Genomic DNA, 26,498 nt, shown 5'->3' with positions numbered 1-26,498 from the left:
GCCTGCACCCGAGCGATGGAGAACTGCGCATCGTGGTGACGCCCACGAAGCAGCCCAAATGCGAACGCTGCTGGCACTGGCGCGAAGATGTCGATGCGGATCCGGCCCATCCCGGTCTGTGCGGTCGCTGCGTGAGCAACCTCTTCGGTGCGGGCGAACCGCGCCATCTCGCCTGAGATTCCCCCGCCCATGCCCTCTGCCCTGTCTGACAGCTCCTTCACCACCCGGCGCGGCCGGGTCTGGCCCTGGCTGCTGGTCTCGCTGGCGATCATTGCCGCCGACCAGTTCACCAAATGGTGGGTACGGCAAGACCTGCCGCTCGACAGCAGCCATCCGGTGACCCGTTTTTTCAATCTGGTCTACATCCACAACCCCGGAGCGGCGTTCTCGTTTCTCGCTAGTGCGCCGGGCTGGCAGCGCTGGTTTTTCACCGCGCTGAGCCTCGCCGCTTCACTGTTCATCCTCTGGCTGATGTTCCGCAACCGGGGAAAGCCGTTGTTCAACCTGGCACTCGCGTGCATTCTCGGCGGGGCCTTGGGCAATGTGATCGACCGCGTGCTGTGGGGCAAGGTGACCGACTTCCTCGACTTCTACCTCACCCTGGGCGGCCAGCAATGGCACTGGCCCGCGTTCAATCTGGCCGATTCGGCGATTTTTGTGGGCGCCGCGCTGCTGATCCTGGACGAATTCCGGCGCGCTCGTCAGCACCGCTCTTGACATTTGTTATTGGTTTATTGAGATATCACGATAAACACCCCGTGGTATCCCGGGTTGTGCGGCGGTTTGTCGCACCTTAGCCTCCTGAGAAACTTGCAGGGCTGCCCTACGTCGGCTGCCCCAACACGGAGGAGAACTGGGATATGACGCCAGAAGAAGCGCAGCATCACCCGCTAGCCGCGGAAACCCGCACCCGCGTGAGCGTGTGCGGTCTGCAATGGAATACGCCTTTTCGCTGGCTGGCCGCCGGTTGGCGCGACTTTGCCCGCTGCCCGATTGTCGGCCTGAGCTACGGGCTCATTTTTACCGCGCTGGGCTGGCTGCTGGCCTGGACGCTGGCAAGTTCGCCCGAATACACCCTGATGCTGGCCGCTGGTCTACTGCTGGTCGGCCCTGCCCTGGCTATGGGCTTGATGGAAGCGAGCCGCCGCTGCGAGATCAATCTGAAGGCGCGACTGAACTTCTGCATCCGCTGCTGGTGGCCCCACCGGGGCAGCGTGGCCATTTTCGCCGGGCTGCTTCTGGTCATTGAGCTGCTGTGGGGGCGTACCGCGCTGGTGGTGTTCGCCCTGTTTTTCGATGCGGGCATGCCCGAAACCGGCGGCGTGTTGCGGATCTTGCTCGACCCTGCCAACCTCACATTCGTCCTGGTTTATCTGGGGGTCGCTCTGCTGTTTGGCGGGCTGGTGTTCGCCATCAGCGTGGTGTCGATCCCCATGATGCTCGACCGGCCTGTGGACGCCATCACCGCGGCCCTCACCAGCCTGCGGGTCTGCATGGAGCATCCGGTGGCGATGTTCTGCTGGGCGGCGTTGATCGGCAGCATCAGCCTGCTGGCCATGCTGCCCTTTGGCCTGGGCTGGATTATTGTGCTGCCTGTCATTGGCCATGCCAGTTGGCACGCTTACCGGGGCGTCGTCTGCCCCAGTCTGCAACAACCCGCAACAGCCTGACGGTCAAGTCTGCAGCGAGGGCTTGAACACCTGGCCTGCATGCTCACGCAGGGTATGGAACTGGATTTTGGGCGCCAGTTCCTGCATCACCCGCAGTTCGCTGGCATGCGTGAGCAAGACCGCCGGCGCATCGACCACGTCGTAGGCGATGCGATGGGCATTGGTTTCGATGAAACGCTTGAGCGCCTGCGGATCGTCGCAAGTGAACCAGCGCGCCATACGGTATTTGCTGCCTTCCATGCGCGCCTCCACGCCATACTCCGACTTCAGCCGATGCTGCACCACATCGAACTGCAACGTGCCCACGGCCCCCAACAGCAGGCTGCCGCCGGTGGAGGGGCGAAAGACCTGAATCGCACCCTCCTCGCCCAGTTGTTGCAGCCCGGTGCGCAGTTGTTTGCTGCGCATCGGGTCGGCAATTTCTACCGCGCGAAACATCTCGGGTGCGAAAAACGGCAGGCCCGTAAACTGCAGCTCCTCTCCCTCGCTCAGGCTGTCCCCGAGGTGGAGCGTGCCGTGATTGGGAATGCCGACGATATCGCCGGCAAACGCCTCATCCAGCAACTCGCGCCGCTGCGACATGAAGGTGACGACGCTGCCCGGCCGAATGTCTTTGCCCGTGCGCCCCACCCGAATTTTCATGCCGCGTTCAAAATGGCCCGAGACAATGCGAACGAACGCAATGCGGTCGCGGTGAGCCGGGTCCATATTGGCCTGGATCTTGAACACCACACCGGTAAACGCGCTTTCGCCCGGCTGCACCACCCGCGTGGTCGCCGCGCGCGGCAGGGGCGAAGGCGCAAGTTCCACCAGCGCATCGAGCACCTCCTGTACGCCGAAGTTGTTGATCGCCGAGCCGAAAAACAGCGGCGACTGGCGCCCTGCGAGAAACTCCGCCGCATCGAAAGCAGGCGCTGCTTCGCGCAACAAGCCGATCTCGCCCTGCGCCTGTTCATAGGGCTGGCCAAAACGGCGCACCGACTCGGGATTATCGAGCCCGGTCAGCATCCGATCGTCGTCGCGCACCCGCTCCTCGCCAGGCCGGAACACCCGCATGCGGTCGAGGCGCAGGTCATAAACGCCGTGAAATTCGCGCCCCATCCCCACTGGCCAGGTAAACGGCACCACGGCCATGCCCAGATTGCGCTCGATCTCGTCCATCAATTCGAGCGGCTGGCGCACCTCGCGGTCCATCTTGTTCACGAAGGTGAGAATCGGCGTGTTGCGCGCCCGGCAGACTTCGAGCAGACGCAGCGTCTGCTCTTCGACGCCATTGGCCGCATCGATCACCATCAACGCCGCGTCCACTGCGGTCAGCACGCGGTAGGTATCTTCAGAAAAGTCCTGGTGACCCGGCGTATCCAGCAGATTGATCACGCAATCGCGCCACTCCATCTGCATGACCGACGAGGCCACCGAAATGCCCCGCTGCTTCTCGATCTCCATCCAGTCCGAAGTGGCGTGGCGACTGGCCTTGCGCGCCTTCACGCTGCCCGCAATCTGAATCGCGCCGGAGAACAGCAGCAGCTTTTCGGTCAGCGTGGTCTTGCCCGCGTCGGGGTGAGAGATGATGGCGAAAGTGCGTCGCCTGCGGATCTGCTCGCGGTTCAGTTCGGATTCGTTTGTGCTCATGGTCTGGCCGGGTCGCATCTCGCGACGGCTTGCATCTGGGGTAGGCTTTCAGCTGCGTAGCGGGAAGAGAGTTTGAATTTCATAGATCTGAGGCCTTGCAGCCCGCGCGCTACGCGCAAAGTGACCGCCAATCCGGCGGCGCAGCAAACCCGCTATTTTGCCTGAGACCCACCCCGCATGACACGCCAAATCGTCCTCGACACCGAGACCACCGGCCTCAATCCCGCCAGCGGCGACCGCATCATCGAAGTTGCCGGAGTCGAACTGTTCAACCGCAGGCTGACGGGCAAGCACTACCACGCCTATCTCAACCCAGACCGCGCCAGCCACCCCGACGCCCTCAAAGTCCACGGACTCACCGAAGAATTTCTCTCCGACAAGCCGCGCTTCGCCCAGATCGCCGACGACCTGCTCGAATTTGTGCGCGATGCCGAAATCATCATTCACAACGCCCCCTTCGATTGCGCTTTCCTCGACGCCGAACTCGAGCGACTCAACCGTCCCGCCTTCAAGCAACACGTCCCGCTGGTCACCGATACGCTGGCGATGGCCAAGCTGCAGTTCCCCGGAAAGTTCAACAACCTCGACGCCCTGTGTAAGCGTTTCGGCATCGACAACGCACACCGCACCCTGCACGGCGCACTTCTCGACGCCGAATTGCTCGCCGAGGTCTATCTCAGCCTCACGCGAGGCCAAGAAAGCCTGGTGATCGATCTGGAAACGCCCCAGCAACAAGTGAGCGTGACCACGCACCGACTCGATCATTTCTCCCTGCCCGTTCGCGCCCCCAGCAGCGATGAGCAAGCCGCGCACGAAGCGTTTCTGCAATTGCTCGACAAGAAAAGCCAAGGCAAGAGCATCTGGCGTCCGGGCGCGGCGGCGAGTCAAAACAGTTGAGCCGAATAAAGTGTGCAATAATTGCAGACTTTGCTGATCGTCCTTCCTGTAACTGAATGACGACTCGGGCGGTTAACTCAGCGGTAGAGTGCCACCTTCACACGGTGGAAGCCACTGGTTCGATCCCAGTACCGCCCACCACTCAGATAGACACCATGAAAGCAGCCCACCGGGCTGCTTTTTTGTTTGCGTCCGTGCCGACTGTCCACCGACCGTAGCCGACCTCAGGCGTAGTCGATGGTCAGCGGGGCATGGTCGGAAAATCGCTGCTCCGTGTAAATCCAGGCGCTGTTCGGTTTGGCCTGCGCCGCGATACCGGGAGTGGCCAGGTGATAGTCGATGCGCCATCCCACGTTCTTCGCTCGGGCCTGCCCGCGATTGCTCCACCAAGTGTAGCGATCTGGCGCGGGGTCGAGTTGGCGAAACACGTCCACATAGCCCGCCTCGTCAATCAGTCGAGTCATCCAGGCGCGCTCTTCCGGCAGGAAGCCGCTGTTCTTGAGGTTGCCTTTCCAATTCTTCAAGTCGATCTCTTTGTGGGCGATGTTGACATCCCCGCACAGCAGCACCTCGCCTGCAGCCTTCAGGGCCATAAGGTGTTCGTGGAAATCGGCCAGGAACCGAAATTTGGCCTGCTGGCGCTCATCGGAACTGGAGCCCGAGGGGAAGTAGGCGGACACGATGGATAGACGCCCACCGCCCGGGCGCTTGTAAATGGCTTCGACATAGCGCCCTTCCGCGTCGAACTCGGCATGGCCAAAACCGATGCGCACTTCATCGGGTTCGTGCCTCCAATACAGGCCGACGCCGCTGTAGCCGGGTTTCGCGGCGTGCTGAAATGCGGCGCCTGGCAGCGCACCCAAGGTACGTAGGCTGGGCGTCATATCGGCTTCCAGCGCTTTGAGTTCCTGCACGCAGAGCACATCCGGGCGTGCCTGCTCGCGTAGCCAGTCATCGACCCCCTTGTTTGCGGCGGAACGTACGCCATTGAGATTGAGAGTGGTCACACGCAAGGGGAAAGGCAACATATCCAGGCATCCGGTTGGGTCAGACAATGAACAGGGGCGGGCGGCACTGCAACGCAGGCCGCGCCTGCAACGCCGCAAAGCAAGGCACAATAAGGCGACACGTCAACGCGACGGCCCACTTCGACATTGTTGCAGTAACACTCCCACCCGCAGTTCATGAAATTGACCGTGCGCCAACTTCGCCCCTTCCTCTTCGGCTTGCTGATGTGCACCGCTCCGTGGGCGCACGCTGACATCTACCTCTGCCGCGACGCGAACGGCACGCTGGTTTCCAGCGATCGATTGACGCAGGATTGCCTGACCTACGGCGGCAGAGTGATCGGTTCAGATGGCACCGTGCGCCGTCGCATTCTGACGGTGAAGGAACAGGCCGAGCAGGCGCAGGCAAAAGAGGCCGCGCAGAATCTGGCCAGACAGCAGCGCGATCAGCAACGTGAGGATCGTGCCCTGTTGCTGCGCTACCCTAACGAAGCCGCACTGGAAGCCGCCCGCGTCAACGATTTGAATCGGCCACAGTCGATGATTGACGATGCCGAAAAACAACTCGCTACTCTGCAACGTCAGTTCAAACGTCTAGAGATCGATGCGCAGTTTTATCCGCAAGGCCCACTGCCCCTCGAGCTGCGAACCAAGCTCGATGAGAACAAAGTGCTGAGCAAGCAGCAAAGCGAACTCATCCAAGGCCAAAATGCCGAAATCGTTCGCATCAACCACGAATACGATGCGCTGCGTACCCGAATGAAACCGCTCTGGGCCAGGGCATCGGCAAGGCAATAGTCGCCGCCTAGCTGACCAACAAAAGCAGCCTTGAGAAACACGTCAGGGCGCGAGCCCGTTCGGATCGAAATCCATCGGCATCAATGCGGGCAAGTAGGCCACGCCTTCATTGCCCCATGATTGCCGCGCACTACGCACTACCGCTTGCAGGCCATGCGCGGCATGGGCGTTTTCAGCCGAGGCTTGAGGGAAGAAATGGCGCACCATGTCTTGCGCTTGTACGCGTTGCGGGCCGGCCCAGGTGATGGCAAACAGCGATCCATCGGCCCCGATGTATTCCTGCACCGGGATGCCCTGAGGCCCCGTTGCGGCGCGGATCTGCAGGTTGTCGGGCAGCGAGCGCGACACAATGTGCGCCGTCGCGGTCGGAACCATCCGCCGCGTCGGTGCGTCGGGTTGTGAGGAGTGCGTCCGGACCAAACTGGCCCAGGCAATAGGCGCGGACAAAGCAACGACCGCGCCGAGAACGATCCAGCGATTTTTCATGATGTGAACAGGCTCTGGGTGCGAGTGCCCGGTCTGCCCGATAAGTCAGCCGCGCCTGATGGCAGCGTCCGGCCGGAAGGGCTTCGAGCCGGACGCAGCACTCTTGTCAGAATGCTGCAGCGCAAAACTGACGCCGCGCTGAATCAGTTCATGCTGATTCAGTCGTTTTGATGCTGCGCTGCAGCGCCAGTTACATCAAGCATGGGCCTGTCACATTCCCTCGACAGATCGTCAAACCGGCAATACCACGCGCCCCCAGGACTCATTGATGACTTCGGCCCCTGCTAGATAAAACGCCAGTGCCGCTGTAATCAACCCCAGATAACCACCAAATACCGTCAAGCCACTGTTGCCGGTCATTGCGCCAGCAGCCAGCAGATAGAAGGTAGGAACCAGCGCTGTGAAAACCAGCATCAGGGCGCGTCCCTTTTTCCAGGTGGCGATCCACAGATAAGTGGTGAAAACACCCCAGAGCAGCAGATACCAGCCGACGAACGGGCCGCCAACGCCCTTTGCGAAAAAGTCGACGAACAGGGCGAAGCTCCACCAAAACGCGCCGTATCCGCAGAACGCCACAAAGCCAAAGCTGTTGCCAACGAATCCCTCCGCCACACCCGCGACAAACTGGGCCGTGCCGCCAAATGCAAAGGCGGCGGCCAGCACCATGGGCACATCCGCGCCGGGAAACCAGCCGGCATTCACCATGCTCAGCAACCACGTGGTCAAGGCAAATCCGGAAAGACCCAGCGGTGCCGGGTTGATCGCTTTTTTCTCAGCCATTTCAATCTCCTCGTTGTTTTCAGGGAACACAGCGATGGTTTCGCCGTGCAGGCTGGCGCGTTGCCAGTCCGCGCGAAGCTTCGACAATCTGCCTGACGGATCGCCTACATGTCACAAACATCGTGCAGGCTTTACACCCAGTCACTTTCGTCACGCCGGGAAGACGTAAATCATCGCTTCGCCACAAATCAGCACAAATCCTCACAAAACTCATAAGACTGTTCTTATATGCTGTAGCCACCATGCTCGCAGACCTGACCCTGACCCAACACATCCTGTCCGTCGTTTCTGGCGTGGCAGTCGGTTTTACGCTCGGCCTGATCGGCGGAGGCGGCTCCATCCTCGCGGTACCGCTCTTGCTCTATCTGGTGGGTTATCCCAATCCCCACGTGGTGATTGGCACGACGGCGCTGGCGGTATCCGTCAACGCCTATCTGAATCTGATTCCGCACGCACGAGCGGGGAATGTGCGCTGGAAAGAAGCGGTGATCTTTGCCATCGTCGGCGCCATTGCGGCGTTTATCGGTTCTTCTCTGGGCAAAGCAGTCGATGGCAAAAAGCTGCTATTCCTTTTCGCCATTCTGATGCTGGTCATCGCCGCCTTGATGCTTCGCCCGAAGAAGGTCAAACCCGGCGAAATAGAAGGGCATCCCGGCCAGTTCTCGATGTGGAAATTGCTGCTATCCGCGGCCATCGTCGGCACGCTCTCAGGTTTCTTCGGCATCGGCGGCGGTTTTCTCATCGTGCCGGGCCTGGTCTTCGCGACCGGCATGCCCATGCTGGCAGCGGTGGGTTCCTCTCTGTTCTCGGTAGGCACATTCGGCCTGACGACGGCGGCGAACTATGCCAGTTCCGGCCTGCTCGACTGGACGGTTGCGGGGCTCTACATCGCCGGGGGCATCGCGGGCGGCGTGTTTGGCGCACGTCTCGCCACCCATCTGGGCAAAACCAGCAAAGGCACGCTCAACCTGATTTTTGCAGTGCTAGTAGCCGTGGTGGCGGTTTACATGATCTACAAGAACATGTCGGCATTCGGCATCCACCTCTAAATACGGCTCGGGCTTGCGACTTCGCGTCATCAGGTTTTGACCAGCCTCAAGCGGGCTGGTTAATGATATTGCCCGGGGTGGAACCCCCGGGCTTCAATCTGTTCTGATGTTGCATTCGTTTACAGGAGTTCGAATGCAACGCCGCACCTTTCTATCCGCCGCGCTAGTCGCCGCCGTATTGGGCTCCAGCGCCTCGCCTGCGCTGGCCTTGGCTTCACCGCTGAGCGTGGGAGGCACCCTGCCCCAGACGCAATTCGAGAATCAGCACGGAAAGATGGAAGACTTTCCGGGTGCTGATACCCGGATCGTGCTGTTCGCGGTGGAAAAAGCCCCGTCCGACGTGGTCAACGACTACCTGACGGCTTTGGGTGTCGAGGCGATGCACAAGCAGGGCATCGTGTTCCTGGCGGATATCAGTGGCATGCCGGGGTTTGTCACCCAGACCTTCGCCCTGCCCAAAATGCGCAAGCGCCCTTATTCCATCCTGCTGGCCAGCAAGGCAGAACAGGCCGCCTTCATGCCGCACGAAAAAGATGCGGTGACTGTCATGCAGGTTCGCCAGGGCAAGATTACACACATCGGCTTTGCGCGAGACGTGGCTGCGCTCAAGGCCGTCATCGGCTCGCAGTAAATCTAGGGGCCGGGGGCCGGGCACCGCCCGACCCCGGAGCGGCTCAGACCAATTCACCCACCAGGTCGTGACCGTCGGTGCGCACGATGCGGGCGCGCACGAACTGGCCGCCGCTTTGTGCCAGGCGCATTTTGACCGAGGGTTTATCGGGCGGCAGCAAATGCACTTTGCCGTCGATTTCCGGCGCATCGGCGAAGGTTCTGCCCACCCCGCCCTCGCGGCTCGCCTGATCGACCAACACCCGCATCACCTGCCCCACCCGCTTGTGCAGCTTGCGGGTGGACACCTCTTCAGCCACGGCCATGAAGCGGGCACGGCGCTCCTCTCGCAGCGCTTCGGGCACCGGATCGGCCAGCGCGTTGGCGGCCGCCCCCTCGACCGGCGAATAAGCGAAGCAGCCGACGCGGTCGAGTTCGGCCTCGCGGATGAAATCGAGCAGAGTCTGGAATTCCGCTTCCGTCTCGCCCGGAAAACCCGCGATGAAGGTTGAGCGCACCACCAGTTCGGGGCAAATCTCGCGCCAGCGGGCGATGCGCTCCAAGTTGCGTTCGCCACTGGCCGGGCGCTTCATGCGTTTGAGCACGTCCGGATGGGCGTGCTGCAAAGGCACGTCCAGATAGGGCAGGATGCGCCCCTGCGCCATCAGGGGCAGCACTTCATCCACATGCGGATAGGGATAGACGTAGTGCAGGCGCACCCAGGCATCATGCTCGGCGGCCAGGCTGCCCAGCGCATCGACCAGTTCGGTCATGCGAGTGCGAATCGGTCGACCGTCCCAGAAGCCGGTGCGGTACTTCACATCGACCCCATAGGCCGAAGTGTCCTGACTGACCACCAGCAGTTCTTTCACACCCGACGCGAACAACGCACGCGCCTCGCTCAACACCTCTCCGATCGGGCGCGACACCAGATCGCCCCGCATCGCTGGAATGATGCAGAAGGTGCAGCGATGGTTGCAGCCCTCGCTGATTTTCAGATAGGCGTAATGCTTGGGGGTAAGTTTGATGCCCGCTGGCGGCACGAGGTCAATAAAGGGATCGTGCGGTTTGGGCAGGACGGCGTGCACATGCTTCAGCACCTCGTCGGTCGCGTGCGGCCCCGTGACGGCGAGCACCTTGGGGTGCACTTCGAGCACCAGATTGTTGCCCGTGGCTGCATCGTTTCGCGCGCCCAGGCAACCGGTGACGATCACTTTGCCGTTTTCGGCCAAGGCCTCGCCGATGGCGTCGAGACTTTCCTGTACCGCGGCGTCGATGAAGCCGCAGGTGTTAACGATGACCAGATCCGCCCCCGCATAGCTCTTGGAGGTGTCATAGCCTTGTGCGCGCAGTTCGGTCAGGATGCGCTCGGAATCCACCAGCGCCTTGGGGCAGCCGAGCGAGACAAAGCCGATTTTCGGCACGGCGGCCGCGGCAGAGGGTGAATCGGAGGTTGAAAAATTGAGAGATTGTTCCATCCCTCAATTGTCGCTGAAGCCCGGTGGATTTATTCACACCCTCTCAGCTCAGCAGGGGCTTCACTTCTTGGGCGCAGGCGGCTGAAAGGCGCCCAGCATCTGCTTGGCCTGCTCCTGCATCTGCTCTTGCATCTGCATGTAGAGGTTCTTGCTCTGCTCGAGGTAATTGCCCAACACGCTCTGCAACATGGGGCTTTGCACGTTGAGAAACTGCGTCCACGCCTCGGGGTTGACTGCCGCGTTGTCATACACGCCGCGCGACTGCTCGGCGAGCTTGTTCTGGATGTCGATGAACGCCTGCACATTCTTTTCCAGATAGCTACCCATCATGCCCTGCATGGCGTGGCCGTAAAAACGGATGATCTGCTCGAGCATGACCGAGCTGAACATGGGCACGCCGCCGCTCTCTTCTTCCAGAATGATCTGCAGCAAGATGCTGCGGGTCAGGTCTTCGCCGGTCTTGGCGTCCTGCACCACAAAGCGCACCCCGTCCATCACCAGTTGTTTGACATCGCTCAGGGTGATGTAGGCGCTCGCCTCGCTGTCGTAAAGACGGCGGTTGGGGTACTTTTTGATGATGCGCAGAGGAGTATCGGACTTGGGCATGGCGGTGGAATGCAGTCGCAAAAGCAGTCGGAGAAAAAAGGTGCGCGGGAAAATGCGCAGGCAAACCTTGCACCGATTGAACCATATTCCCCGGCGAGCACCACCTAGGCTTTCCCGCACCGCAGCATCGCGCTTCAGCTCATGTGCAGCCCGCCGTTGCAGCTGAATTCGGCGCCCGTGGTGAACCCGGCGTCCTCGCTGGCCAGCCAAACCACGATCGAGGCGATTTCTTCGGGCGTGCCCAGACGCTTGACCGGAATGGAGGCCACGATCTTGTCGAGCACGTCCTGCCGGATGGCCTTGACCATGTCGGTCAGGATGTAGCCGGGCGACACTGTATTGACCGTCACCCCTTTGGAGGCCACTTCCAGAGCCAGCGACATGGCGAAGCCATGCATGCCTGCCTTGGCCGCGGCGTAATTGGTCTGGCCGAATTGGCCTTTTTCGCCATTCACCGACGCGATGTTGATGATGCGGCCCCAGCCTCGCTCAACCATGCCGTCGATCACCTGCTTGGTCACGTTGAACATGGAGTAGAGATTGGTGCGCAGCACCAGATCCCAATCTTCGTAGCTCATTTTGCGCAGTACGGAGTCGCGGGTGATGCCGGCGTTATTCACCAGAATGTCCACCTGTCCGTGCTCGGCGAACACTTTCTGAAAGGCCGTCTGAGTCGAGTCCCAGTCGGCCACATTGCCCTCGGAGGCATAGACATCGAAGCCCTGCGAGCGCATGGTTTCCAGCCAGCTCTCCTTGCGGCTGGAATTGGGGCCGCAGCCCGCGATAACCTTGTGCCCTGCCTCGCACAGCCGTTTGCAGATGCCGGTGCCAATGCCGCCCATACCACCCGTGACATAAGCTACTTTTTTGCTCATTTTGTTCTCCTCGTTTTGGTTTAAGTTTGATCAATCTGCGGTGGTTCAACGCTCCAGCGCCATGGCCACGCCCATGCCGCCGCCAATGCACAGCGAGGCCAGGCCCTTCTTCGCATCGCGCTTGTTCATCTCGTGCAGCAAAGTCACCAGAATGCGGCACCCGCTGGCCCCGATGGGGTGGCCGATGGCAATGGCCCCGCCGTTGACGTTGACCTTGGCGGTATCCCAGCCCACCTGTTGGTTCACGGCGATGGCTTGCGCGGCAAACGCCTCGTTGATCTCCATGAGATCGAGTTCCTGCGGCGTCCAGCCGGCGCGCGACAGGCAGCGTGTGGACGACGGCACCGGCCCCATGCCCATATAGGCCGGGTCGATACCGGCGTTGGCATAGGCCCGGATGGTCGCCAGCGGCTTGAGGCCGAGCTCAGTGGCACGCTGGGCCGACATCACCACCACGGCAGCGGCGCCATCGTTGAGGCCCGAGGCATTGCCCGCGGTGACCGTGCCGCCCTTGTCGAACGCCGGACGCAGCCCGCCGAGACTCTCTGCCGTCACGCCATGCCGCACGAACTCGTCGGCGGCAAACGCAATGGGATCGCCTTTTTTCTGCGGCAGCATCACCGGCACGATTTCATCGGCGAAACGCCCGGCCTTCTGCGCCGCCTCGGCCTTGTTCTGGCTGGCAGCGGCAAAGGCGTCCTGCATTTCGCGGGTGATGCCGTATTTCTTTGCCACGTTCTCGGCCGTGGTGCCCATGTGGTACTGATTGAACGCATCCCACAGGCCATCGACGATCATGGTGTCGATCATCTTCCAGTCACCCATGCGTTGGCCGTCGCGCGAGCCCGGCAGCACATGCGGCGAGGCGCTCATACTCTCTTGCCCGCCCGCCACCACGATGTCTGCATCGCCATCGCGGATCGCCTGGGCGGCCAGCATCACCGCCTTCAGGCCGGAGCCGCATACTTTGTTGATGGTCATCGCGGGCACCATGTCCGGCAACCCTGCCTTGATGCTGGCCTGACGCGCCGGGTTCTGCCCACAGCCGGCTTGCAGCACTTGCCCGAAGATGACCTCGGACACTTGCCCTGGCTCAAGCTTGGCGCGCGCGACCGCCTCCTTGATGACCAGAGCGCCCAGATCGACCGCCGACACTTTCGCCAGCGCGCCGCCGAACTTCCCCACCGCCGTGCGCACGGCGGACACGATGACGATATCAGTCATGATCGAATTTCCTTTTGAGTGAGATGACGAATGGAAAGATAAAAAGGCCGCTTGCAGAGAATCAGGCCCGTACCTTGACGTAGCGCCCAGGTGCAGGCTCGATCGGCTTGTAGCGTGCGTTGCCGGGTTTCTTCGGCGCGGCGACTTCAGGCCCGGCCTGTTTCGCCAGCCACTGCGCCCAGTCGGTCCACCAGCTTCCCGGATGTTCTGTTGCGGCGTCGAACCAGGCTTGCGCTTGCGCAGGCAGTTTGCGCTGGCTGGCGGGCGAAGTCCAGTGGCTGCGCTTGTTGCGCTTGGCCGGGTTGATGACGCCGGCGATATGTCCCGAAGCGCCCAGCACGAAGCGCATCGGCCCGCCGAGGATGCGCGTGGTTTCATACGCGGTTTTCCACGGCACGATGTGATCTTCGCGCGAGGCATACACATAGGTCGGCAGCTTCACGGCCTGCAGGTTCAGCGGCACCCCGGCCACGGTGAGCGCGCCAGGCTGGCGCATCTTGTTTTCGAGGTAAGTGTGGCGCAGATACCAGGCAAACAGCGGCCCCGGCAGATTGGTCGAATCGGAATTCCAGTACAGCAGATCGAACGGCGGCGGCGTTTCGCCCTTGAGGTAATTGCCGACGACGTAATTCCACACCAGATCGTTCGGCCGCAGGCTGGAAAAAGCCGAGGCCAGTTCACGCCCGGTCATCAAGCCGCCCTTGCCCAGCGTGGCTTCGCGCAGGGCCACCGAGGCTTCATCGACGTAAACGCTCAAAATGCCCGTATCGGTGAAATCGACCATCGTGGTCAGCAGGGTCGCGCTATGGGCGAACTGATCGCCCCGCCCCTGCAGCACCGCCAGCGCGTTGGCCAGCAGAGTGCCGCCCACGCAGAACCCCAGGGTGTTGATGCTGCCGTCGCTGCCCTGCGCCGCGATGTCGCGCACCACCTCCATGGCGCGAATCACGCCGTCCTGCACATAGTCGTCCCAGGTCAGGTGGCCCATGCTGGCGTCTGGATTGCGCCACGACACGACGAAAGTCCGGTGCCCCTGCTCCACCGCAAACCGCACCAGCGAGTTGTCGGGCTGGAGGTCGAGGATGTAATACTTGTTGATCGAAGGGGGCACGAACAGCAGCGGCCGCGCGCGCACGCGCTCGGTCAGCGGGGTGTACTCGATGAGCTGGAACAGGTCATTTTCAAATACCACCTGGCCCGCCGTGGTCGCCACGTTGCGGCCCACCTCGAAAACCGATTCATCGGTCTGCGTCATTCGGCCCTGTTTCAGATCCTTGAGCCAGTTGTCCACCCCGGCGCGCAGGCTTTCGCCCTGCGTCTGCACCGCCTTGTCGAGGGCCTCGGGATTGAGCGCCAGAAAGTTGGACGGCGCGGCCGCATCGACCCACTGCTGCACCGCGAAACGCAGTTTCTGCCGCGTCGCCTCATCGGTCTGCACGCTTTCGGCCAGATCGAACAGGGCCCGCGCGCCCAGCAGATAGAGCGCCGCGGTGTAGCGGGAAATGCGGCTCTCTGCCCAGGTGTTGTGGGAGAAGCGTCGATCATTTTCCGGCGGGGCAGATGTGCTGGCCGCGTCCGTCTCCAGAAGACCGCTCCACAACTGGCGAAACTCGTCAACGTAGCGTTGCTGCAGCGCCTGCAGCCGCGAGGGCTCGAACAGGATGGGTTGGCCCTTTGCCGCCCCTGAAAGCAGCGAAGTCCACATCGGCTGCATGTCGGCCCATGCGGCCCAAGGATCTGTCTGACCCGGAAAAAAGGGCGGCGCGGCGGAGCCGGTCGAAGTGCTTTGTGCCATGGGATTGGGTGCGACGAGGAAGGGAGCGAGCCCATCCGCAAACGCGACAGGCCATGGCATTCTTGAACAGGCCGCAGGCCGTGTCAACGGCGCTTCCACGATGCGGAAACAAAGTAAACAGACCCTACTCCACCCAGATGCAGCCGGCCTGCCGCCCAGTAACCGATTGGCGACGGTAGGAGTAAAACCGCTGGGCAAGCCCAAAGGTGCAAAGACCGCCGCCCGCAATATGCTCTGTCGACATGCCCGCCGCCTGCAGGCGGATGCGCGCAAGCTGCCAGAGGTCGGCCCACCACTTTCCCGGCTGGCCCGGCAAAAACGCGCTTGCCGTCTGTGGATGACGACTGACAAAAGCCGCTCTCACCTCATCGCCCACCTCGAACGCTTCCGGTCCGATCGCCGGGCCCAGCACGGCCTGCACTTCGGCCGCATGACAACCGGCTCGGTTGCAGACGGCCTGCAGGCTCGCTTCGAGAACGCCGCCCGCCAGGCCGCGCCACCCGGCATGCGCGGCCGCCACCGCCTTGCCCCCAGGCGCGGCGAACAACACCGGCAGACAATCGGCGACCAGCACTGTGGCGACAACGCCGCGCTGCGTGGTGCAGGCTGCGTCCGCCTCAGGTTCTGGGCTTTCAAGATCGACCTGATCGAGATCGGCCACCGCGATGCCGTGCACCTGCTGCAAATAGCGAGGCTGTGCGCCGCCCAGCGCTTCGCTGAGCAGCCTGCGGTTCTGCGAGACGGCGGCCGGGTCGTCGCCGACATGGCTGCCCAGATTCATTCCACCGCCCAAGGTGCTTTGCGCGCATCCATAGGCCGCGACACTCACGCCCCCGGCGCAGCTGGTGAACATCGCGCGCACCTGCGGGTTTCCCGGCCAGGCGACTTGCAGCCAGGGCGCTTGCGCCGTGGGGGCAGCGAGGTTGTCGAGGCTGAAGTCCGTCAGAACAGGCGTGTGGAGCATGGCGTGTGAGGCAAGCGGCAAGCTTGACCCGGAAAACGGTAAGGGATGTATCAATCTGCTGCGGTCGGCAGCGTCGGCAGACTGCATGCCGTGCGCGCAATTTATAGTGAAAGCGTACAGCCCGTTTCAGTACCGACCCTTCTGCCCAGCGATGCGCCTTTCCGTCATCATTCCCGCCCATCGGTCGCATGCCTTCATCGGCGATGCGCTGGACTCGCTGGCGGCGCAGCAGCGGCCGGACGGGCTCGCACTCGAAGTCATCGTGGTTGCGGATGACGGCACCGACTACGCCCACCACTTCACCGCAGCCCGCCGACAAACCCTGGAGTGCCTTTCCGCCACGACAGGACGCATCGCGGCCGGGCCGTCGGCGGCGCGCAATATCGGGCTGAATCGCGCCAGCGGCGATTTCATCTCGTTTCTGGATGCGGACGATCTCTGGCTGCCCGGCCGCGCCGCCGCCTTACTCCCTCTGGCCGCAGCCCACGGCGCCGCGGTGTGCCGCATGGCAATCACCGCCCTCGACGCGGCAGGCGTGCCGAAGCTGACCCCGGTATTGCCCAAACACGGACACCTCTCGCCGCAGGACAGCCTGCTGATCGACGGCGGATTCTGCCCTGTGTACCGCCGCGATTGCATCACCCACACCTGGGACGAAGACCTCGATTTCGCCGAAGACCTGTTGTTCAACCACGTTGCCGTGCTCAACGCCGGCGGTCTGTTCGTGCATCCGCAGCCCTTGATGCACTACCGCATCCGCCCCGATTCGGCCACGCATCACATGCCCTCTGCCAGCCACCGGGCCGAGCGGGCGTACGCGCAGATGTTGTCGCGCTTGTCGCTGGCCTCGGGCGAAACCGCGACGTTGGCTGCGTGTCTGCATCGCAAACGGCGGCTCAACGCGGCCTATCTGCAGGCCTGGCAGCAAGAGCCCGGGCTGCATTTCGAGCAGTTCGTCCGGGCTTCATCCCCCTGACGCGAGCAACGATACCGCGGCGCTCACCAGCCCTGCGGATCGATCTCTTCCGGCTCGCCGCCGCAAGCGTCCCAGAAATTCGCCATATCGTCAGGAATGGGCGCGATGAAATCCATCGGCCTGTCGTTCAGGGGATGGGCAAACGCCAGCCGCGCGGCATGCAGTGCCTGCCGCTGCAGCGGCAGATCGGGCCGCAAGCGCCCGCCATAGACCGGATCGGCCACCATCTCCAGCTTGGCAAACTGCAGATGCACCCGAATCTGATGCGTGCGCCCGCTGTGCAGCTTGCAGCGCAGCGCCGTCAGCGGCCCCCAGCGGGTGTCGAGCTCGGCCAGCGGGGTGAAATCGGTACGGGCGGGTTTGCCGCCATGCACCACCGCCATGCGCAGACGGTCGCGCGGGTGACGGCCAATGGGCGCCTCCACGGTGAACGCGCGGCTCACCGTGCCCCAGGCCAGCGCGAGATATTGGCGGTGAATGGTGCGCGCCTGAAGTCGGCGCACCAGCTCGGTCTGCGCCTCCAGCGTGCGCGCCGTCACCATCAACCCGCTGGTGTCTTTGTCGAGACGGTGAACGATGCCCGCTCGCGGCAGCCCGGCCGTCTCGGGGTAGCGGGCCAGCAAGCCGTTGAGCAGGGTGCCGCTCCAGTTGCCCGCAGCCGGATGCACCACCAGCCCCGCCGGTTTGTTGAGCACGGCCAGATCGGCATCTTCAAACACCACGTTGAGTGGCAGGTCTTCGGGCGCGAAAGCGGTGTCTTCAGGCAATGCGGGTACGGCGATGCGCAGGGTTTCGCCCGCGCGGGCCTTGTCGCGCACGCCAGCCACCTGAGCACCCATGCGCACCAGCCCCGCCTCGCACCATTGCTGCAGGCGGCTGCGGGAATATTGCGAGAACTGCGCGGCAAGCACTTTGTCGAGCCGCTGCCCGGCGTCGGCCTCGGGTACGACGGCTTCGAGCACCGTCGAATCGTCAGCGGCGCTGTCTTCGTCGAGATCGGCGAAATCGGTGAGATCGCCGTCGGCCGCAGAGGGCGAAGTGTGTGGAGAGAGATCGGCCATGAGGGGGAATCGAGCCCCCCGAAGAGGCTCCCTATAATCTGCGAGCTTTACACCACCCTGGGCGATTGATATGCGTGTTGCGTTGTACCGTCTCTGGACGTTGCGGTTGTTGGGCGCTGCGGCGGCAGTCGTGCTGCTGGGCCTTGCAGGCTGTGCCTCCACGCCGTCGAAAGACGAAACCCTGGGCTGGTCGTCGGCCAAATTGTATGCAGAGGCCAAGGACGAGATGAACAGCGGCAACACCGACAAGGGTGTGAAGCTGTACGAGAAGCTCGAGTCGCGCTACCCCTACGGGCTGTTGGCGCAGCAAGCGCTGATCGAGATCGCCTACGGCAACTACAAACAGGGCGAGCGGGCGCAGGCTCTGGCCGCCGCCGACCGCTTTCTCAAGCTCTACCCCAACAACCCCTACACCGACTATGTGCTCTATCTGAAGGGCCTGATCAACTTCAACACCGATCAGGGCTGGTTCTCCTTCCTGTCCGACCAGAAGTTGTACGAGCGCGACCAAGCTGCGGCCAAGCAGTCATTCGAGAGTTTCAAGGAACTCGTCACCCGCTTTCCTGAGAGCAAGTACGCGCCCGATGCCCGCCAGCGCATGCGCTACATCGTGAACTCGCTGGCCGAGTATGAAACGCATGTCGCGCTGTTCTATTACCGCCGTGGGGCCTATGTCGCTGCGGCCGACCGCGCGCAACGCGCCATCGAACACTACCAGGACGCGCCGGCCAATCAACTCGCCCTGGCGATTCTGGTCGATGCCTACGGCAAACTGGGCATGACCCAACTGCGCGACGACGCCGAGCGCGTGCTCAAGCTGAACTACCCGCAGAGCACTTATCTCGCCGAAGGTCTGCCCAAGCGCGACGATCCGTTCTGGAAGCTCTGGTAAGCCTGATTCACTTCGTTCCCTGCAAAAACGCCTGAGCCTCTGCGGTTTGGCTCACGCGCGTGAAGGGCGGCAGGCTCGCCAGAAGTTGTCGCCCCCAGCCGGTCGCCGTCAGGCGCCGGTCGCACACCACCAGAACCCCGCGATCGCTTTCGGTGCGGATCAACCGCCCCGCCCCTTGCTGCAGCGAGAGTGCGGCCTGGGGCATGCTGTAGTCGGTAAAGCCGCTGCGCCCTTCGGCCTCGATCTGCTTGAGCCGTGCGGCGGTGAGCGGGTCGTCGGGCGGGGCGAACGGTAGTTTGTCGATGATCACCAGGGTCAGCCGGTCACCGGGCAGATCGACGCCCTCCCAAAAACTCTGACTGCCCACCAGCACCGCCTGCGGCGTGCTGGCGAAGCGGGCCAGCAAGGCGGCTTTCGATTCGTCGAACTGTTCCAGCACCGCCCTGCCGGGCAGCAGCGCGCGCAGGGTTTGCGCGATGATCTTCGCGGCCCGCAGCGTAGTGGTGAGCACGAACGTGCCGCCGGTATTGCCCGTGGCGAGTTGGGCGGCGAGCGCCCCCACCGATTCCGAATGGCCCGGCTGGTTGGGCAGCGGCAGGTCTTGCGGCACAAGCAAGCGCCCTTGCTCGGCATAGTCGAACGGGCTGGCCACGCGCAATTCGCGGCAACGCGGCGCCACCCCGTCTTCCACCGGCGCACAGCCGCCCTGCTCCGGTGTCAGCCCCAGCGCGGCGCGGGCGTGGCGAAAGCTGCCGCCCACGCTCAAGGTCGCCGAGGTGAAAATCCAGGCCTGACTGCGTTGGGCCACCAGGGCGGCAAACGCCGGTGCGATAGACAAGGGCGCGGCTTGCAGCCGCAGATGCGCGCCGCCCACATCGGCCCAGCGCACCTGTGGCGGCGCGTCGGTCTGATCGGGGTCAGGCGCGGCCTGCCAACTTGAAAAGGCCTGGTGCAGAGCGGTGCAGCGATCCATCAGCCGCTCGAATTCAGCCGCCGCCTCGACATGGGCCGAAAGCACCTCCGCGGTATGCGCCAGTCGCGCCTGAAGGTCGTGCAAGGCGACATCCCAGCCAGGAAAATCGAGCACCTGGGGCTGACTCAGGCGCCCGGGGTTTTGCGGTGCGGCCAGGCGCAGATCGCGCGCTGCGCGCTCCAGTGTACCGCTCAAGGTCTGCCAGTCGGCCAGGCCTTTGGCATGTTGCAGACCGCCGGCCAGCACGTCCCGGCTGAGATCGACCACCTGCGCCGTACCGCAGCGCGCGCCGAGGAATTGCACCCCGATTTCGGCAAGCTGATGCGCCTCGTCGAGAATCAGCGTGTCTGCGGTTGGCAGCAATTCGGCCACGCCTTCGCCGCGCAAGGCCAGATCGGCGAAAAACAGATGGTGATTGATGATCACCACGTCGGAGGCCAAGGCCTCGCGGCGCGCCTTCATCACAAAACAGGCTTTGTAGTCAGGGCAGTCGGCCCCGAGACAGTTGTCGGTGGTGGAGGTGACGAGAAAGTTGAGCGCGGAGTTTTCTTCCAGACCCGAAAGCGCCGACAGATCGCCACGCGCATCGCTTTTGGCGAACTGTGTGATGCGGCGCAATTGCGCATGGGCATGGCGGCCGTGCACCCATTCCGCCGCGCGCTGCAGGCGGTAGAGGCAGACGTAATTCGAGCGGCCTTTGAGCACGCAGGTACTCACCGCTGCGCCCAGCGCACGGCGCGCGGCGGGCAGATCCTTGTTGTAAAGCTGATCCTGCAGATTGCGGGTCGCGGTGGAAATGATCACCCGCCCGCCATGCAACAGCGCGGGCACGAGGTAGGCCAGCGTTTTGCCTGTACCCGTACCCGCTTCCGCCATGAGGATGGCCCGGTCGGCGATGGCCACGGCCACGGCAAGAGCCAGCTCTCGCTGACCCTCGCGTACCGACCACTGCGGCAATTCTTCCTGCAGCGGACTGCCGGGAGAAAACAGCGCGTCGCAATGCTCGGCCAAGGCCGCGGAGGTGTCTGGCGCCTGAGGCGTAGATGACGGGGGATCAGCGCGCATGCCGATGGCGGGCGCGTTGCGGCGCCGCGCAGCATGACGGAGGAGGACATGCGCGCCCCCTAGAATTAGTGTTTTCCATCAGTTTGTTCATCCGCTCACTCATAGCCGCCTTCTGCACCGAATCGCCGCCGATTCTATGGATCCCACCGATCACTACCCGCCGTCCCGGTTGCCGCCCCTGCCCACGCCAGTACAGCACCGCGCGGGCACCCGCTGGCGGCTGAGCGCGGCGAGCGGCCTGCACAAAGGCGACCGGCCGTATCAGCAGGATCAGTTGCGGGTCATTGCCCACCCCCGCGTGCAGGGCTGCGTGCTGGCGGTGATTGCTGACGGCATGGGCGGAAAAAGCGGCGGACGCAAGGCGGCCGATCAGGTCATGCTGACCGCGCAGCAACTGTTCGAGCGCTATCACCCGGACAGCGACGACCCGCATGCGCTGCTGCAGCAGATCGTGCAGGAAAGCCACAGCATGATTCGGCTCACGGCCCTGTCCACCGAGCAGGAGCCGCATTCCACCCTCGTCTGCGCCCTGTTCCACGCCGACGAAGGCCGCTGCTACTGGTCGCATGTGGGCGACAGCCGCCTCTACATCTTCCGCAACGGTCGGCTGCTGCTGCGCACCATGGACGACTCGTATGTGCAAACCCTGGTCGACAAGGGCGAGATCACCGAAGCCAAGGCCCGCAACCATCCGATGAGCAATGTGCTGACCTGCAGCCTGGGCATGTCGGAGCTGCCGCCCAAGCCGGTGGAGGAAAGCCCGCTGATGCCCGACGATGTGCTCATGATGTGCAGCGACGGCGTGTGGCACTACTTCACCGATCAGGATCTGGAAATCGCCACCTCCAAACTGCAGCCGCGCGAGTGCTGTCAGTACCTGATCGACAAGGCCCGCACCCGCGCCGGCGGCCGCGGCGACAACCTGTCCATCATCGTCATCGAGTTGGCGCGGCTGCCCGCGCCGGGCGAGAAATCAAGCGCGTCATCAGGCGCGTCATCAGGCGCGTCATCAGGCGCCTGAAGCCACGCGCCAGCTCGGTTCGCGTTTTTCGATGAAGGCCTGCACGCCTTCGAGCGCGCAGTCGTCGAGCATATTGCAGGCCATGGTCTGCGCCGCGAGTTGGTAGGCCGCATCGATGCCGGTCTCGACCTGGCGGTAGAACAGCGCCTTGCCCATGCGCACCGCGGCGGCGGGTTTGTTCAGAATGCTGGCGACCAGTCGCTCTACTTCAGCGTGCAGCGCATCGGCAGGCGCGACGCGATTGATGAGGGCGCGCTGCTGGGCCGTGGCGGCGTCGATGAACTCGCCGGTCAACAGCATTTCCATCGCCTGCTTGCGCGGCAGATTGCGCGCCAGCGCCACGCCGGGCGTGGAACAGAACAGCCCGTAATTCACGCCCGAGACGGCAAAGCGCGCGTCGGCGCTGGCCACCGCCAGATCGCAACTGGCGACCAACTGGCAGCCGGCCGCCGTGGCGATGCCATGCACCTGAGCGATGACGGGCTGGGGCAGCCGCATCAACCCGGTCATGACCTTGCCGCAACGGGCGAAGAGCGACTGGTAATAGGCCTGCGAGGGCTGGGCGCGCATTTCCTTGAGATCGTGCCCGGCGCAAAAAGCACGGCCTGCGCCGCGCAGGATGACCACGCGGGCGGCGTCATCTTCCATCAAGGCGTCGATCTGCGCCTGCAATGCATCGAGCAAAGCCTCCGACAAGGCGTTGAATGCCTGCGGGCGGTTGAGCGTGAGAGTGACCACGCCGCGCGCATCGCGTTCATGCAGCAGGACGTCGGTCGGGTTCGAGGGGTTGGGCATGGCGGTCTCCTTAGGTTTTCGGTAGATGATGCAGGCGCATGCTGAACCTTATCTGACGCGGGTCATCTGGGCGGGCAGGTGGCGCCGGAGCAGTGCAAAAATCCGTCGAGCTGGGCGATTCGGGTGCGGATCATGCCCGACAGACAGTCATCCTGCCGCGTGCTCCAAGCGGCATTTGGCCAATCGGGCGGGCCGTTGCGAAACTCGCATTCCGCATTCGCCCAGCGCCGCCACAGATTCTGCGCATGATCGAGCCGCCGCTCGGTGTAGGTGCCCATCACCTTCTGCAATTCCAGGCGGTAGAGATGGGTCATGCGGTCATTGAGCGCGCGCCGGGTCTGCGCGGCGCAATCTGCGCTGCGGGGTTGCGACAGGCAGAGGGGCGGGGTATTCACTTCGGGCGCGGCCTGCGCCTGCCCGAAACACGCCAACACCAACAACCCGCCGCACAAAAAGCCGATTCCACGCATGTTCATCCTCTTTCAAAAGAAGGATGGAGCCGCGCCGCGGGCGGGCGTTCCCGTTGGTTTCAATCGGTCACAGCGCGGCCTGGTAATAGCGGTTTTGCGGATGGCGTACCTGGGCGAAAAAATCCCAGCGCTCGGCCAGCATGCCCAGCAGGTTGCTGGCCAGCGCCAGCGGCCAACCCACGAAGCGCAGCGGCTGCGGCGTGAAAAGCAGCAGCAAAACCGGCAGCACGAAGCCAAACACCACGAAGCCCCAGCGCGCACTCGTCACCCACAGCGCGCTTCTTCCATGGAAGAACTCGTGGGTGTTGAATGCCCCGGCGGTGAAGCCCTTGGAAGTCTGGCGGATCACCGGACTGGCCACGCCGATGGCCGACTGCATCGACCCCGCAGGTGTCAGACCCCGCACGCGCAGCAGCGCCACCAGACGCCCCACCAGGGCGATACCCAGCAATGCGGCGGCGGCGCGGGCATAGAGCGCCGCCTGCGGCGTCAGCCGCCAAAGGGCGAGCACGGCAGCCAGCAGACAGCCGCTGGCCAGGCCCATCAGCACGAAGTTCAGCACGGTGAGCGGGGTGGCCCATTCGCGCAGAAAACGCACGCCGGCGTAGATCATGGCGGTGCAGACCCAGAGCGCGAGCGCGCCGATGATCAAGACCGCGGCCAGCAGGCCGGGCCAATCGTGCAGAGATTCAATGCCGAGCAGGCTCAAGGCGGTCAATCCCAGGAAGGCCGGCAGGGCGATGACCTCGCGCGACAGCCATGAGGTGCGCCACATGGCGGCGGCGCGCCAGGCGCGCTCCGGCCGCCCCAAATGGCCGAACGAGGCGGCCAGCCCGATGACGCCCAGCCCCAGGATGATCCACAGACTCAGGCTGCAGAACGCCAGCCACGAGGCGCTCTGCGCCGCGCCGAACAGAGCGGGCAGCGCCACCACAACCCCCAGCCCCTGCGCGCAGCCGACCAGGGTGGTGAGCAACAAAACGGAAAACGCGGGACGCATGATTCAGCGAGCCTCCAGATGAGCACCCTCAGCGGTCTTGTGGCCCGCGTGCGTTTGCGAGGGCTTTGAGAACGCGCCAAACAGCTTGGCGAACAAGCCGCGCGCTTCGATTTCCAGCGCCGCTTCACTCGGCGCAGGGCGCACCGCAGCGGCCTGTGGGCGCGCCGTGACCTGCCGCGATGGGGCTGGTTCCACGCTTGTCGGAACAGCGCCTTGCGGCAGTTGACGAGGCAGATACTGATTGGCCGGACGGGTGCCGAGTTCGGGCATCAGGGCATAGCCGCCGCGCTCGCGGATGGCGCGCGACACCTCGGATTCGGGGTCGTGCACATCACCGAACAGGCGTGCGTTGGTCGGGCAGGCGTTGACGCAGGCCGGGCGGCGTTGAGGCGCGGGGATGGATTCGTCGTAAATCCGGTCCACGCACAGGGTGCATTTGGTCATCACCCCGCGGTCTTCGTCATATTCGCGCGCGCCGTAGGGGCAGGCCCATGAGCAGTATTTACAGCCGATGCACTTGTCGCTATCGACCAGCACGATGCCGTCTTCCTTGCGTTTATACGACGCCCCGGTCGGGCACACCGGCACGCAGGGCGGCTCTTCGCAGTGCAGGCAGCTCTTGGGAAAGTGCACGGTCTGCGTCTGCGGAAACTGACCCACCTCGTAGGTCTGCACCCGGTTGAAAAACACCCCCAGCGGATTTTCGCCGTAGGGGTCGAGATCACTCAGATGCCCGGCCGTACCGGAAGTATTCCACTGTTTGCACGAAGTGACACAGGCGTGGCAGCCCACGCAGACGTTGAGGTCGATGACCAGAGCGAGTTGGGTCATGGCTGTTTTCCTTGGCGGGACGAACGCCCGGCGAAATAGCGCAGCACACTGAGCTGCGGTGCTTGCTGCGCATGCTCTGGCAGCGCGGCGGGAGGAGCAAATTGCGGCCAGCTCTGTTCGGCCGGAGCGGGCAGTGGTTCGTCGGTTTCAGTCGGCGCTTCGGCGCGGTCGATGCGGACCCGCACGTCATACCAGCCGGCCTGGCCGGTGACCGGGTCGCTGTTGGAGATCGGCGCCCCCTGGGCCGGGCTGCGCCCAGCCCGCCCCCCACTCAGCGCGGCGGTCGGCAACTCCTCGGTGATGAGGTGGTTGAGCAGAAAGCCGGTCTGCGCCTCCTCGGCACGCGGATGCAATCCCCAGAAACCGCTGGCCTTGCCGATGGCATTCCAGGTCCACACCGTGCCGGGCTCGACCGCCTCGCTGTATTGACAGCGCGCCCGCACCCGGCCCCAGGGCGAGGTGATCCACAGCCAGTCGCCGTCGGCGATGCCTTGCTGCCTGGCCACCGCGGGATTGACGTAAAGCCGGTTGTGGCCGTGAATCTGCCGCAGCCAGGCGTTCTGCGAGTCCCAGGCGTGATACATGGCCATGGGCCGCTGGGTCACGGCGGCCAGCGGGTAGCGCGAGAGGTCGGTGGCCGCATGTTCCAGCGGCGGCTCCCAGAAGGGCAGAGGATCGAAGTGATGCGCCACCCGCGCCCGCAGCGCTTCGGGCGGTTGCCGCCCGGGGCGCTGGCCGCGCGCCGCCAGCCGGAACTGCTGCAGCACGTCGGAGTAGAGCGCGATGATGATGGGCGTGTTGCGCGCGCGCCAGCCCTGCTCCTGCGCAAGGTCGAGGTAGTCGCGGTTCCAGTTGCGCATATAGCGCAGCGATTCGGGCAGGTGGTGAAAGTGCACGCAGTCGTTTTTCGCATACATCTCCCATTGCTTTGGGTTGGGCTCGCCCTTGAGCGACTGCGTGCCGTCCTTGCCGCGCCAGCCCGACAGAAAGCCGATGCCCGATCCGGGCGCGGTTTCATAGTTCACGATGAAATCGGGATAGTCCTTGTACTTGCGGCTGCCATCGGCCTTCACGAAGGCCGGCAGCCCGAGGCGACCTGCAAGCTCGACCAGCACTTCCTGGAACGGCCGCGTCTGTGCCAGAGGCGGCAGCACGGGCACGCGCACCGAGTCCACCGGACCGTCGAACTCGGAGATGGGCCGGTCGAGCAAGGACATGGCGTCATGCCGTTCCAGATAGCTGGTGTCAGGCAGCAGCAGATCGGCGAACGCGGTCATCTCGCTCTGAAAGGCATCGCACACCACGAGGAAGGGAATGCGGTAGCCGCCGTCCTCCTGTTTGTCGCGCAGCATCTGCCGCACGTCCACGGTGTTCATCGCCGAGTTCCACGCCATGTTGGACATGAAAATGAGCAGGGTATCGATGGGATAGGGATCGCCGCGCCAGGCGTTGGTGATGACGTTGTGCATCAGGCCATGCACCGCCAGCGGATGTTCCCACGAAAACGCCTTGTCGATGCGCAGCGGGCTGCCGTCGTCCATCAG

The 26,498-nt window shown here is 63.5% G+C and carries 27 protein-coding genes and 1 tRNA gene; 11 read left to right on the top strand and 17 right to left on the bottom strand.

The features are described 5' to 3' along the window. The 3 genes from AC2VLV_RS02985 to AC2VLV_RS02975 all read left to right on the top strand — a co-directional run. Window positions 1-176, top strand: a 176-nt coding sequence (locus tag AC2VLV_RS02985; protein WP_486988563.1) for a zinc finger domain-containing protein, incomplete at its 5' end; no start/stop codon positions are given. A gap of 13 nt (window positions 177-189) precedes the next feature. Then, entirely contained in the window at window positions 190-717 is a 528-nt protein-coding gene (gene lspA / locus AC2VLV_RS02980) for a signal peptidase II (protein ID WP_486988560.1), read from the top strand. A 143-nt stretch (window positions 718-860) separates the two neighbouring features. Next, window positions 861-1,670, top strand: coding sequence for a DUF2189 domain-containing protein (locus AC2VLV_RS02975; RefSeq protein WP_486988559.1), 810 nt, complete (start codon window positions 861-863; stop codon window positions 1,668-1,670). A 3-nt stretch (window positions 1,671-1,673) separates the two neighbouring features. Here the strand turns inward: AC2VLV_RS02975 and AC2VLV_RS02970 are convergent, their stop codons facing one another. Continuing rightward, window positions 1,674-3,302 carry a peptide chain release factor 3 gene (locus AC2VLV_RS02970; protein ID WP_486988558.1) on the bottom strand — a complete coding sequence of 543 codons (1,629 nt, stop codon included), beginning with the start codon at window positions 3,300-3,302 and terminating at the stop codon, window positions 1,674-1,676. Window positions 3,303-3,479: 177 nt separating this feature from the next. On the opposite strand from AC2VLV_RS02970, the gene dnaQ reads away from it, so the two are divergent. Beyond that, window positions 3,480-4,199 carry a DNA polymerase III subunit epsilon gene (gene dnaQ, locus AC2VLV_RS02965; RefSeq protein ID WP_486988557.1) on the top strand — a complete coding sequence of 240 codons (720 nt, stop codon included), beginning with the start codon at window positions 3,480-3,482 and terminating at the stop codon, window positions 4,197-4,199. Window positions 4,200-4,265: 66 nt separating this feature from the next. After that, window positions 4,266-4,340, top strand: a tRNA-Val gene (locus AC2VLV_RS02960). A gap of 83 nt (window positions 4,341-4,423) precedes the next feature. On the opposite strand, the gene AC2VLV_RS02955 is transcribed toward AC2VLV_RS02960, so the two are convergent. After that, window positions 4,424-5,227 carry an exodeoxyribonuclease III gene (locus AC2VLV_RS02955; protein ID WP_486988556.1) on the bottom strand — a complete coding sequence of 268 codons (804 nt, stop codon included), beginning with the start codon at window positions 5,225-5,227 and terminating at the stop codon, window positions 4,424-4,426. Between the two features lie 168 nt (window positions 5,228-5,395). On the opposite strand from AC2VLV_RS02955, the gene AC2VLV_RS02950 reads away from it, so the two are divergent. Beyond that, window positions 5,396-6,004 carry a DUF4124 domain-containing protein gene (locus AC2VLV_RS02950; protein ID WP_486988562.1) on the top strand — a complete coding sequence of 203 codons (609 nt, stop codon included), beginning with the start codon at window positions 5,396-5,398 and terminating at the stop codon, window positions 6,002-6,004. Window positions 6,005-6,046: 42 nt separating this feature from the next. Here AC2VLV_RS02950 and AC2VLV_RS02945 read toward each other — a convergent pair whose 3' ends face one another. Further along, a complete protein-coding gene (locus AC2VLV_RS02945) occupies window positions 6,047-6,379 on the bottom strand; it encodes a DUF2844 domain-containing protein (protein WP_013122990.1) in 333 nt (110 codons plus the stop codon). Between the two features lie 342 nt (window positions 6,380-6,721). Further along, window positions 6,722-7,270 carry an acetate uptake transporter gene (locus AC2VLV_RS02940; protein WP_486988561.1) on the bottom strand — a complete coding sequence of 183 codons (549 nt, stop codon included), beginning with the start codon at window positions 7,268-7,270 and terminating at the stop codon, window positions 6,722-6,724. Between the two features lie 122 nt (window positions 7,271-7,392). Between AC2VLV_RS02940 and AC2VLV_RS02935 the strand changes: the two genes are divergently transcribed. Then, window positions 7,393-8,319, top strand: coding sequence for a sulfite exporter TauE/SafE family protein (locus tag AC2VLV_RS02935; protein WP_486988555.1), 927 nt, complete (start codon window positions 7,393-7,395; stop codon window positions 8,317-8,319). Window positions 8,320-8,452: 133 nt separating this feature from the next. Further along, window positions 8,453-8,950 (top strand): hypothetical protein, encoded by a 498-nt coding sequence (locus tag AC2VLV_RS02930; RefSeq protein ID WP_486988554.1) that lies wholly within the window; start codon window positions 8,453-8,455, stop codon window positions 8,948-8,950. Window positions 8,951-8,993: 43 nt separating this feature from the next. Here the strand turns inward: AC2VLV_RS02930 and rimO are convergent, their stop codons facing one another. The 6 genes from rimO to pgeF form a co-directional block, all read right to left on the bottom strand. Then, complete coding sequence (gene rimO, locus AC2VLV_RS02925; RefSeq protein WP_486988553.1) at window positions 8,994-10,406, bottom strand: 30S ribosomal protein S12 methylthiotransferase RimO; 1,413 nt, start codon at window positions 10,404-10,406, stop codon at window positions 8,994-8,996. 60 nt (window positions 10,407-10,466) lie between these two features. Beyond that, window positions 10,467-11,012, bottom strand: coding sequence for a polyhydroxyalkanoate synthesis repressor PhaR (gene phaR / locus AC2VLV_RS02920; RefSeq protein WP_486988552.1), 546 nt, complete (start codon window positions 11,010-11,012; stop codon window positions 10,467-10,469). Between the two features lie 134 nt (window positions 11,013-11,146). Continuing rightward, window positions 11,147-11,887, bottom strand: coding sequence for an acetoacetyl-CoA reductase (phbB, locus tag AC2VLV_RS02915; RefSeq protein WP_486988551.1), 741 nt, complete (start codon window positions 11,885-11,887; stop codon window positions 11,147-11,149). A 45-nt stretch (window positions 11,888-11,932) separates the two neighbouring features. After that, on the bottom strand, window positions 11,933-13,111 hold the full coding sequence (locus tag AC2VLV_RS02910) for an acetyl-CoA C-acetyltransferase (RefSeq protein ID WP_486988550.1): 1,179 nt from the start codon (window positions 13,109-13,111) through the stop codon (window positions 11,933-11,935). 61 nt (window positions 13,112-13,172) lie between these two features. After that, the gene (phaC, locus tag AC2VLV_RS02905; RefSeq protein WP_486988549.1) at window positions 13,173-14,906 is read right to left on the bottom strand and encodes a class I poly(R)-hydroxyalkanoic acid synthase; all 1,734 of its coding nucleotides are present in this window, start codon (window positions 14,904-14,906) and stop codon (window positions 13,173-13,175) included. A gap of 124 nt (window positions 14,907-15,030) precedes the next feature. Continuing rightward, window positions 15,031-15,870, bottom strand: coding sequence for a peptidoglycan editing factor PgeF (gene pgeF / locus AC2VLV_RS02900; protein ID WP_486988548.1), 840 nt, complete (start codon window positions 15,868-15,870; stop codon window positions 15,031-15,033). Between the two features lie 151 nt (window positions 15,871-16,021). On the opposite strand from pgeF, the gene AC2VLV_RS02895 reads away from it, so the two are divergent. Continuing rightward, a complete protein-coding gene (locus tag AC2VLV_RS02895) occupies window positions 16,022-16,846 on the top strand; it encodes a glycosyltransferase family 2 protein (RefSeq protein ID WP_486988547.1) in 825 nt (274 codons plus the stop codon). A gap of 23 nt (window positions 16,847-16,869) precedes the next feature. On the opposite strand, the gene AC2VLV_RS02890 is transcribed toward AC2VLV_RS02895, so the two are convergent. Then, a complete protein-coding gene (locus AC2VLV_RS02890) occupies window positions 16,870-17,907 on the bottom strand; it encodes an RluA family pseudouridine synthase (RefSeq protein WP_486988546.1) in 1,038 nt (345 codons plus the stop codon). 70 nt (window positions 17,908-17,977) lie between these two features. Here AC2VLV_RS02890 and AC2VLV_RS02885 point away from each other — a divergent pair, with 70 nt between their 5' ends. After that, window positions 17,978-18,799 carry an outer membrane protein assembly factor BamD gene (locus AC2VLV_RS02885; RefSeq protein WP_486988545.1) on the top strand — a complete coding sequence of 274 codons (822 nt, stop codon included), beginning with the start codon at window positions 17,978-17,980 and terminating at the stop codon, window positions 18,797-18,799. Window positions 18,800-18,806: 7 nt separating this feature from the next. Here the strand turns inward: AC2VLV_RS02885 and yoaA are convergent, their stop codons facing one another. Further along, window positions 18,807-20,837 carry a DNA repair helicase YoaA gene (gene yoaA, locus AC2VLV_RS02880; protein ID WP_486988544.1) on the bottom strand — a complete coding sequence of 677 codons (2,031 nt, stop codon included), beginning with the start codon at window positions 20,835-20,837 and terminating at the stop codon, window positions 18,807-18,809. 136 nt (window positions 20,838-20,973) lie between these two features. Between yoaA and AC2VLV_RS02875 the strand changes: the two genes are divergently transcribed. Next, window positions 20,974-21,858 (top strand): PP2C family protein-serine/threonine phosphatase, encoded by an 885-nt coding sequence (locus AC2VLV_RS02875; RefSeq protein ID WP_486988543.1) that lies wholly within the window; start codon window positions 20,974-20,976, stop codon window positions 21,856-21,858. Here AC2VLV_RS02875 and AC2VLV_RS02870 read toward each other — a convergent pair. The 5 genes from AC2VLV_RS02870 to AC2VLV_RS02850 all read right to left on the bottom strand — a co-directional run. Beyond that, window positions 21,847-22,653, bottom strand: a complete 807-nt coding sequence (locus AC2VLV_RS02870; RefSeq protein ID WP_486988542.1) for an enoyl-CoA hydratase — start codon at window positions 22,651-22,653, stop codon at window positions 21,847-21,849. The genes AC2VLV_RS02875 and AC2VLV_RS02870 overlap by 12 nt on opposite strands. Before the next feature lie 62 nt (window positions 22,654-22,715). After that, window positions 22,716-23,123 (bottom strand): lysozyme inhibitor LprI family protein, encoded by a 408-nt coding sequence (locus AC2VLV_RS02865; RefSeq protein WP_486988541.1) that lies wholly within the window; start codon window positions 23,121-23,123, stop codon window positions 22,716-22,718. Window positions 23,124-23,190: 67 nt separating this feature from the next. Then, window positions 23,191-24,123 (bottom strand): dimethyl sulfoxide reductase anchor subunit family protein, encoded by a 933-nt coding sequence (locus tag AC2VLV_RS02860; RefSeq protein ID WP_486988540.1) that lies wholly within the window; start codon window positions 24,121-24,123, stop codon window positions 23,191-23,193. A gap of 3 nt (window positions 24,124-24,126) precedes the next feature. Continuing rightward, window positions 24,127-24,954, bottom strand: a complete 828-nt coding sequence (locus tag AC2VLV_RS02855; protein ID WP_486988539.1) for a 4Fe-4S dicluster domain-containing protein — start codon at window positions 24,952-24,954, stop codon at window positions 24,127-24,129. Next, window positions 24,951-26,498: molybdopterin oxidoreductase family protein (locus tag AC2VLV_RS02850; protein WP_486988538.1), on the bottom strand; the 1,548-nt coding region annotated here is incomplete at its 5' end. The genes AC2VLV_RS02850 and AC2VLV_RS02855, both read right to left, overlap by 4 nt.

It is taken from the genome of Thiomonas sp. TH-17 (genome assembly GCF_057473305.1).
This window is presented reverse-complemented; position numbering and strand designations above follow the sequence as displayed.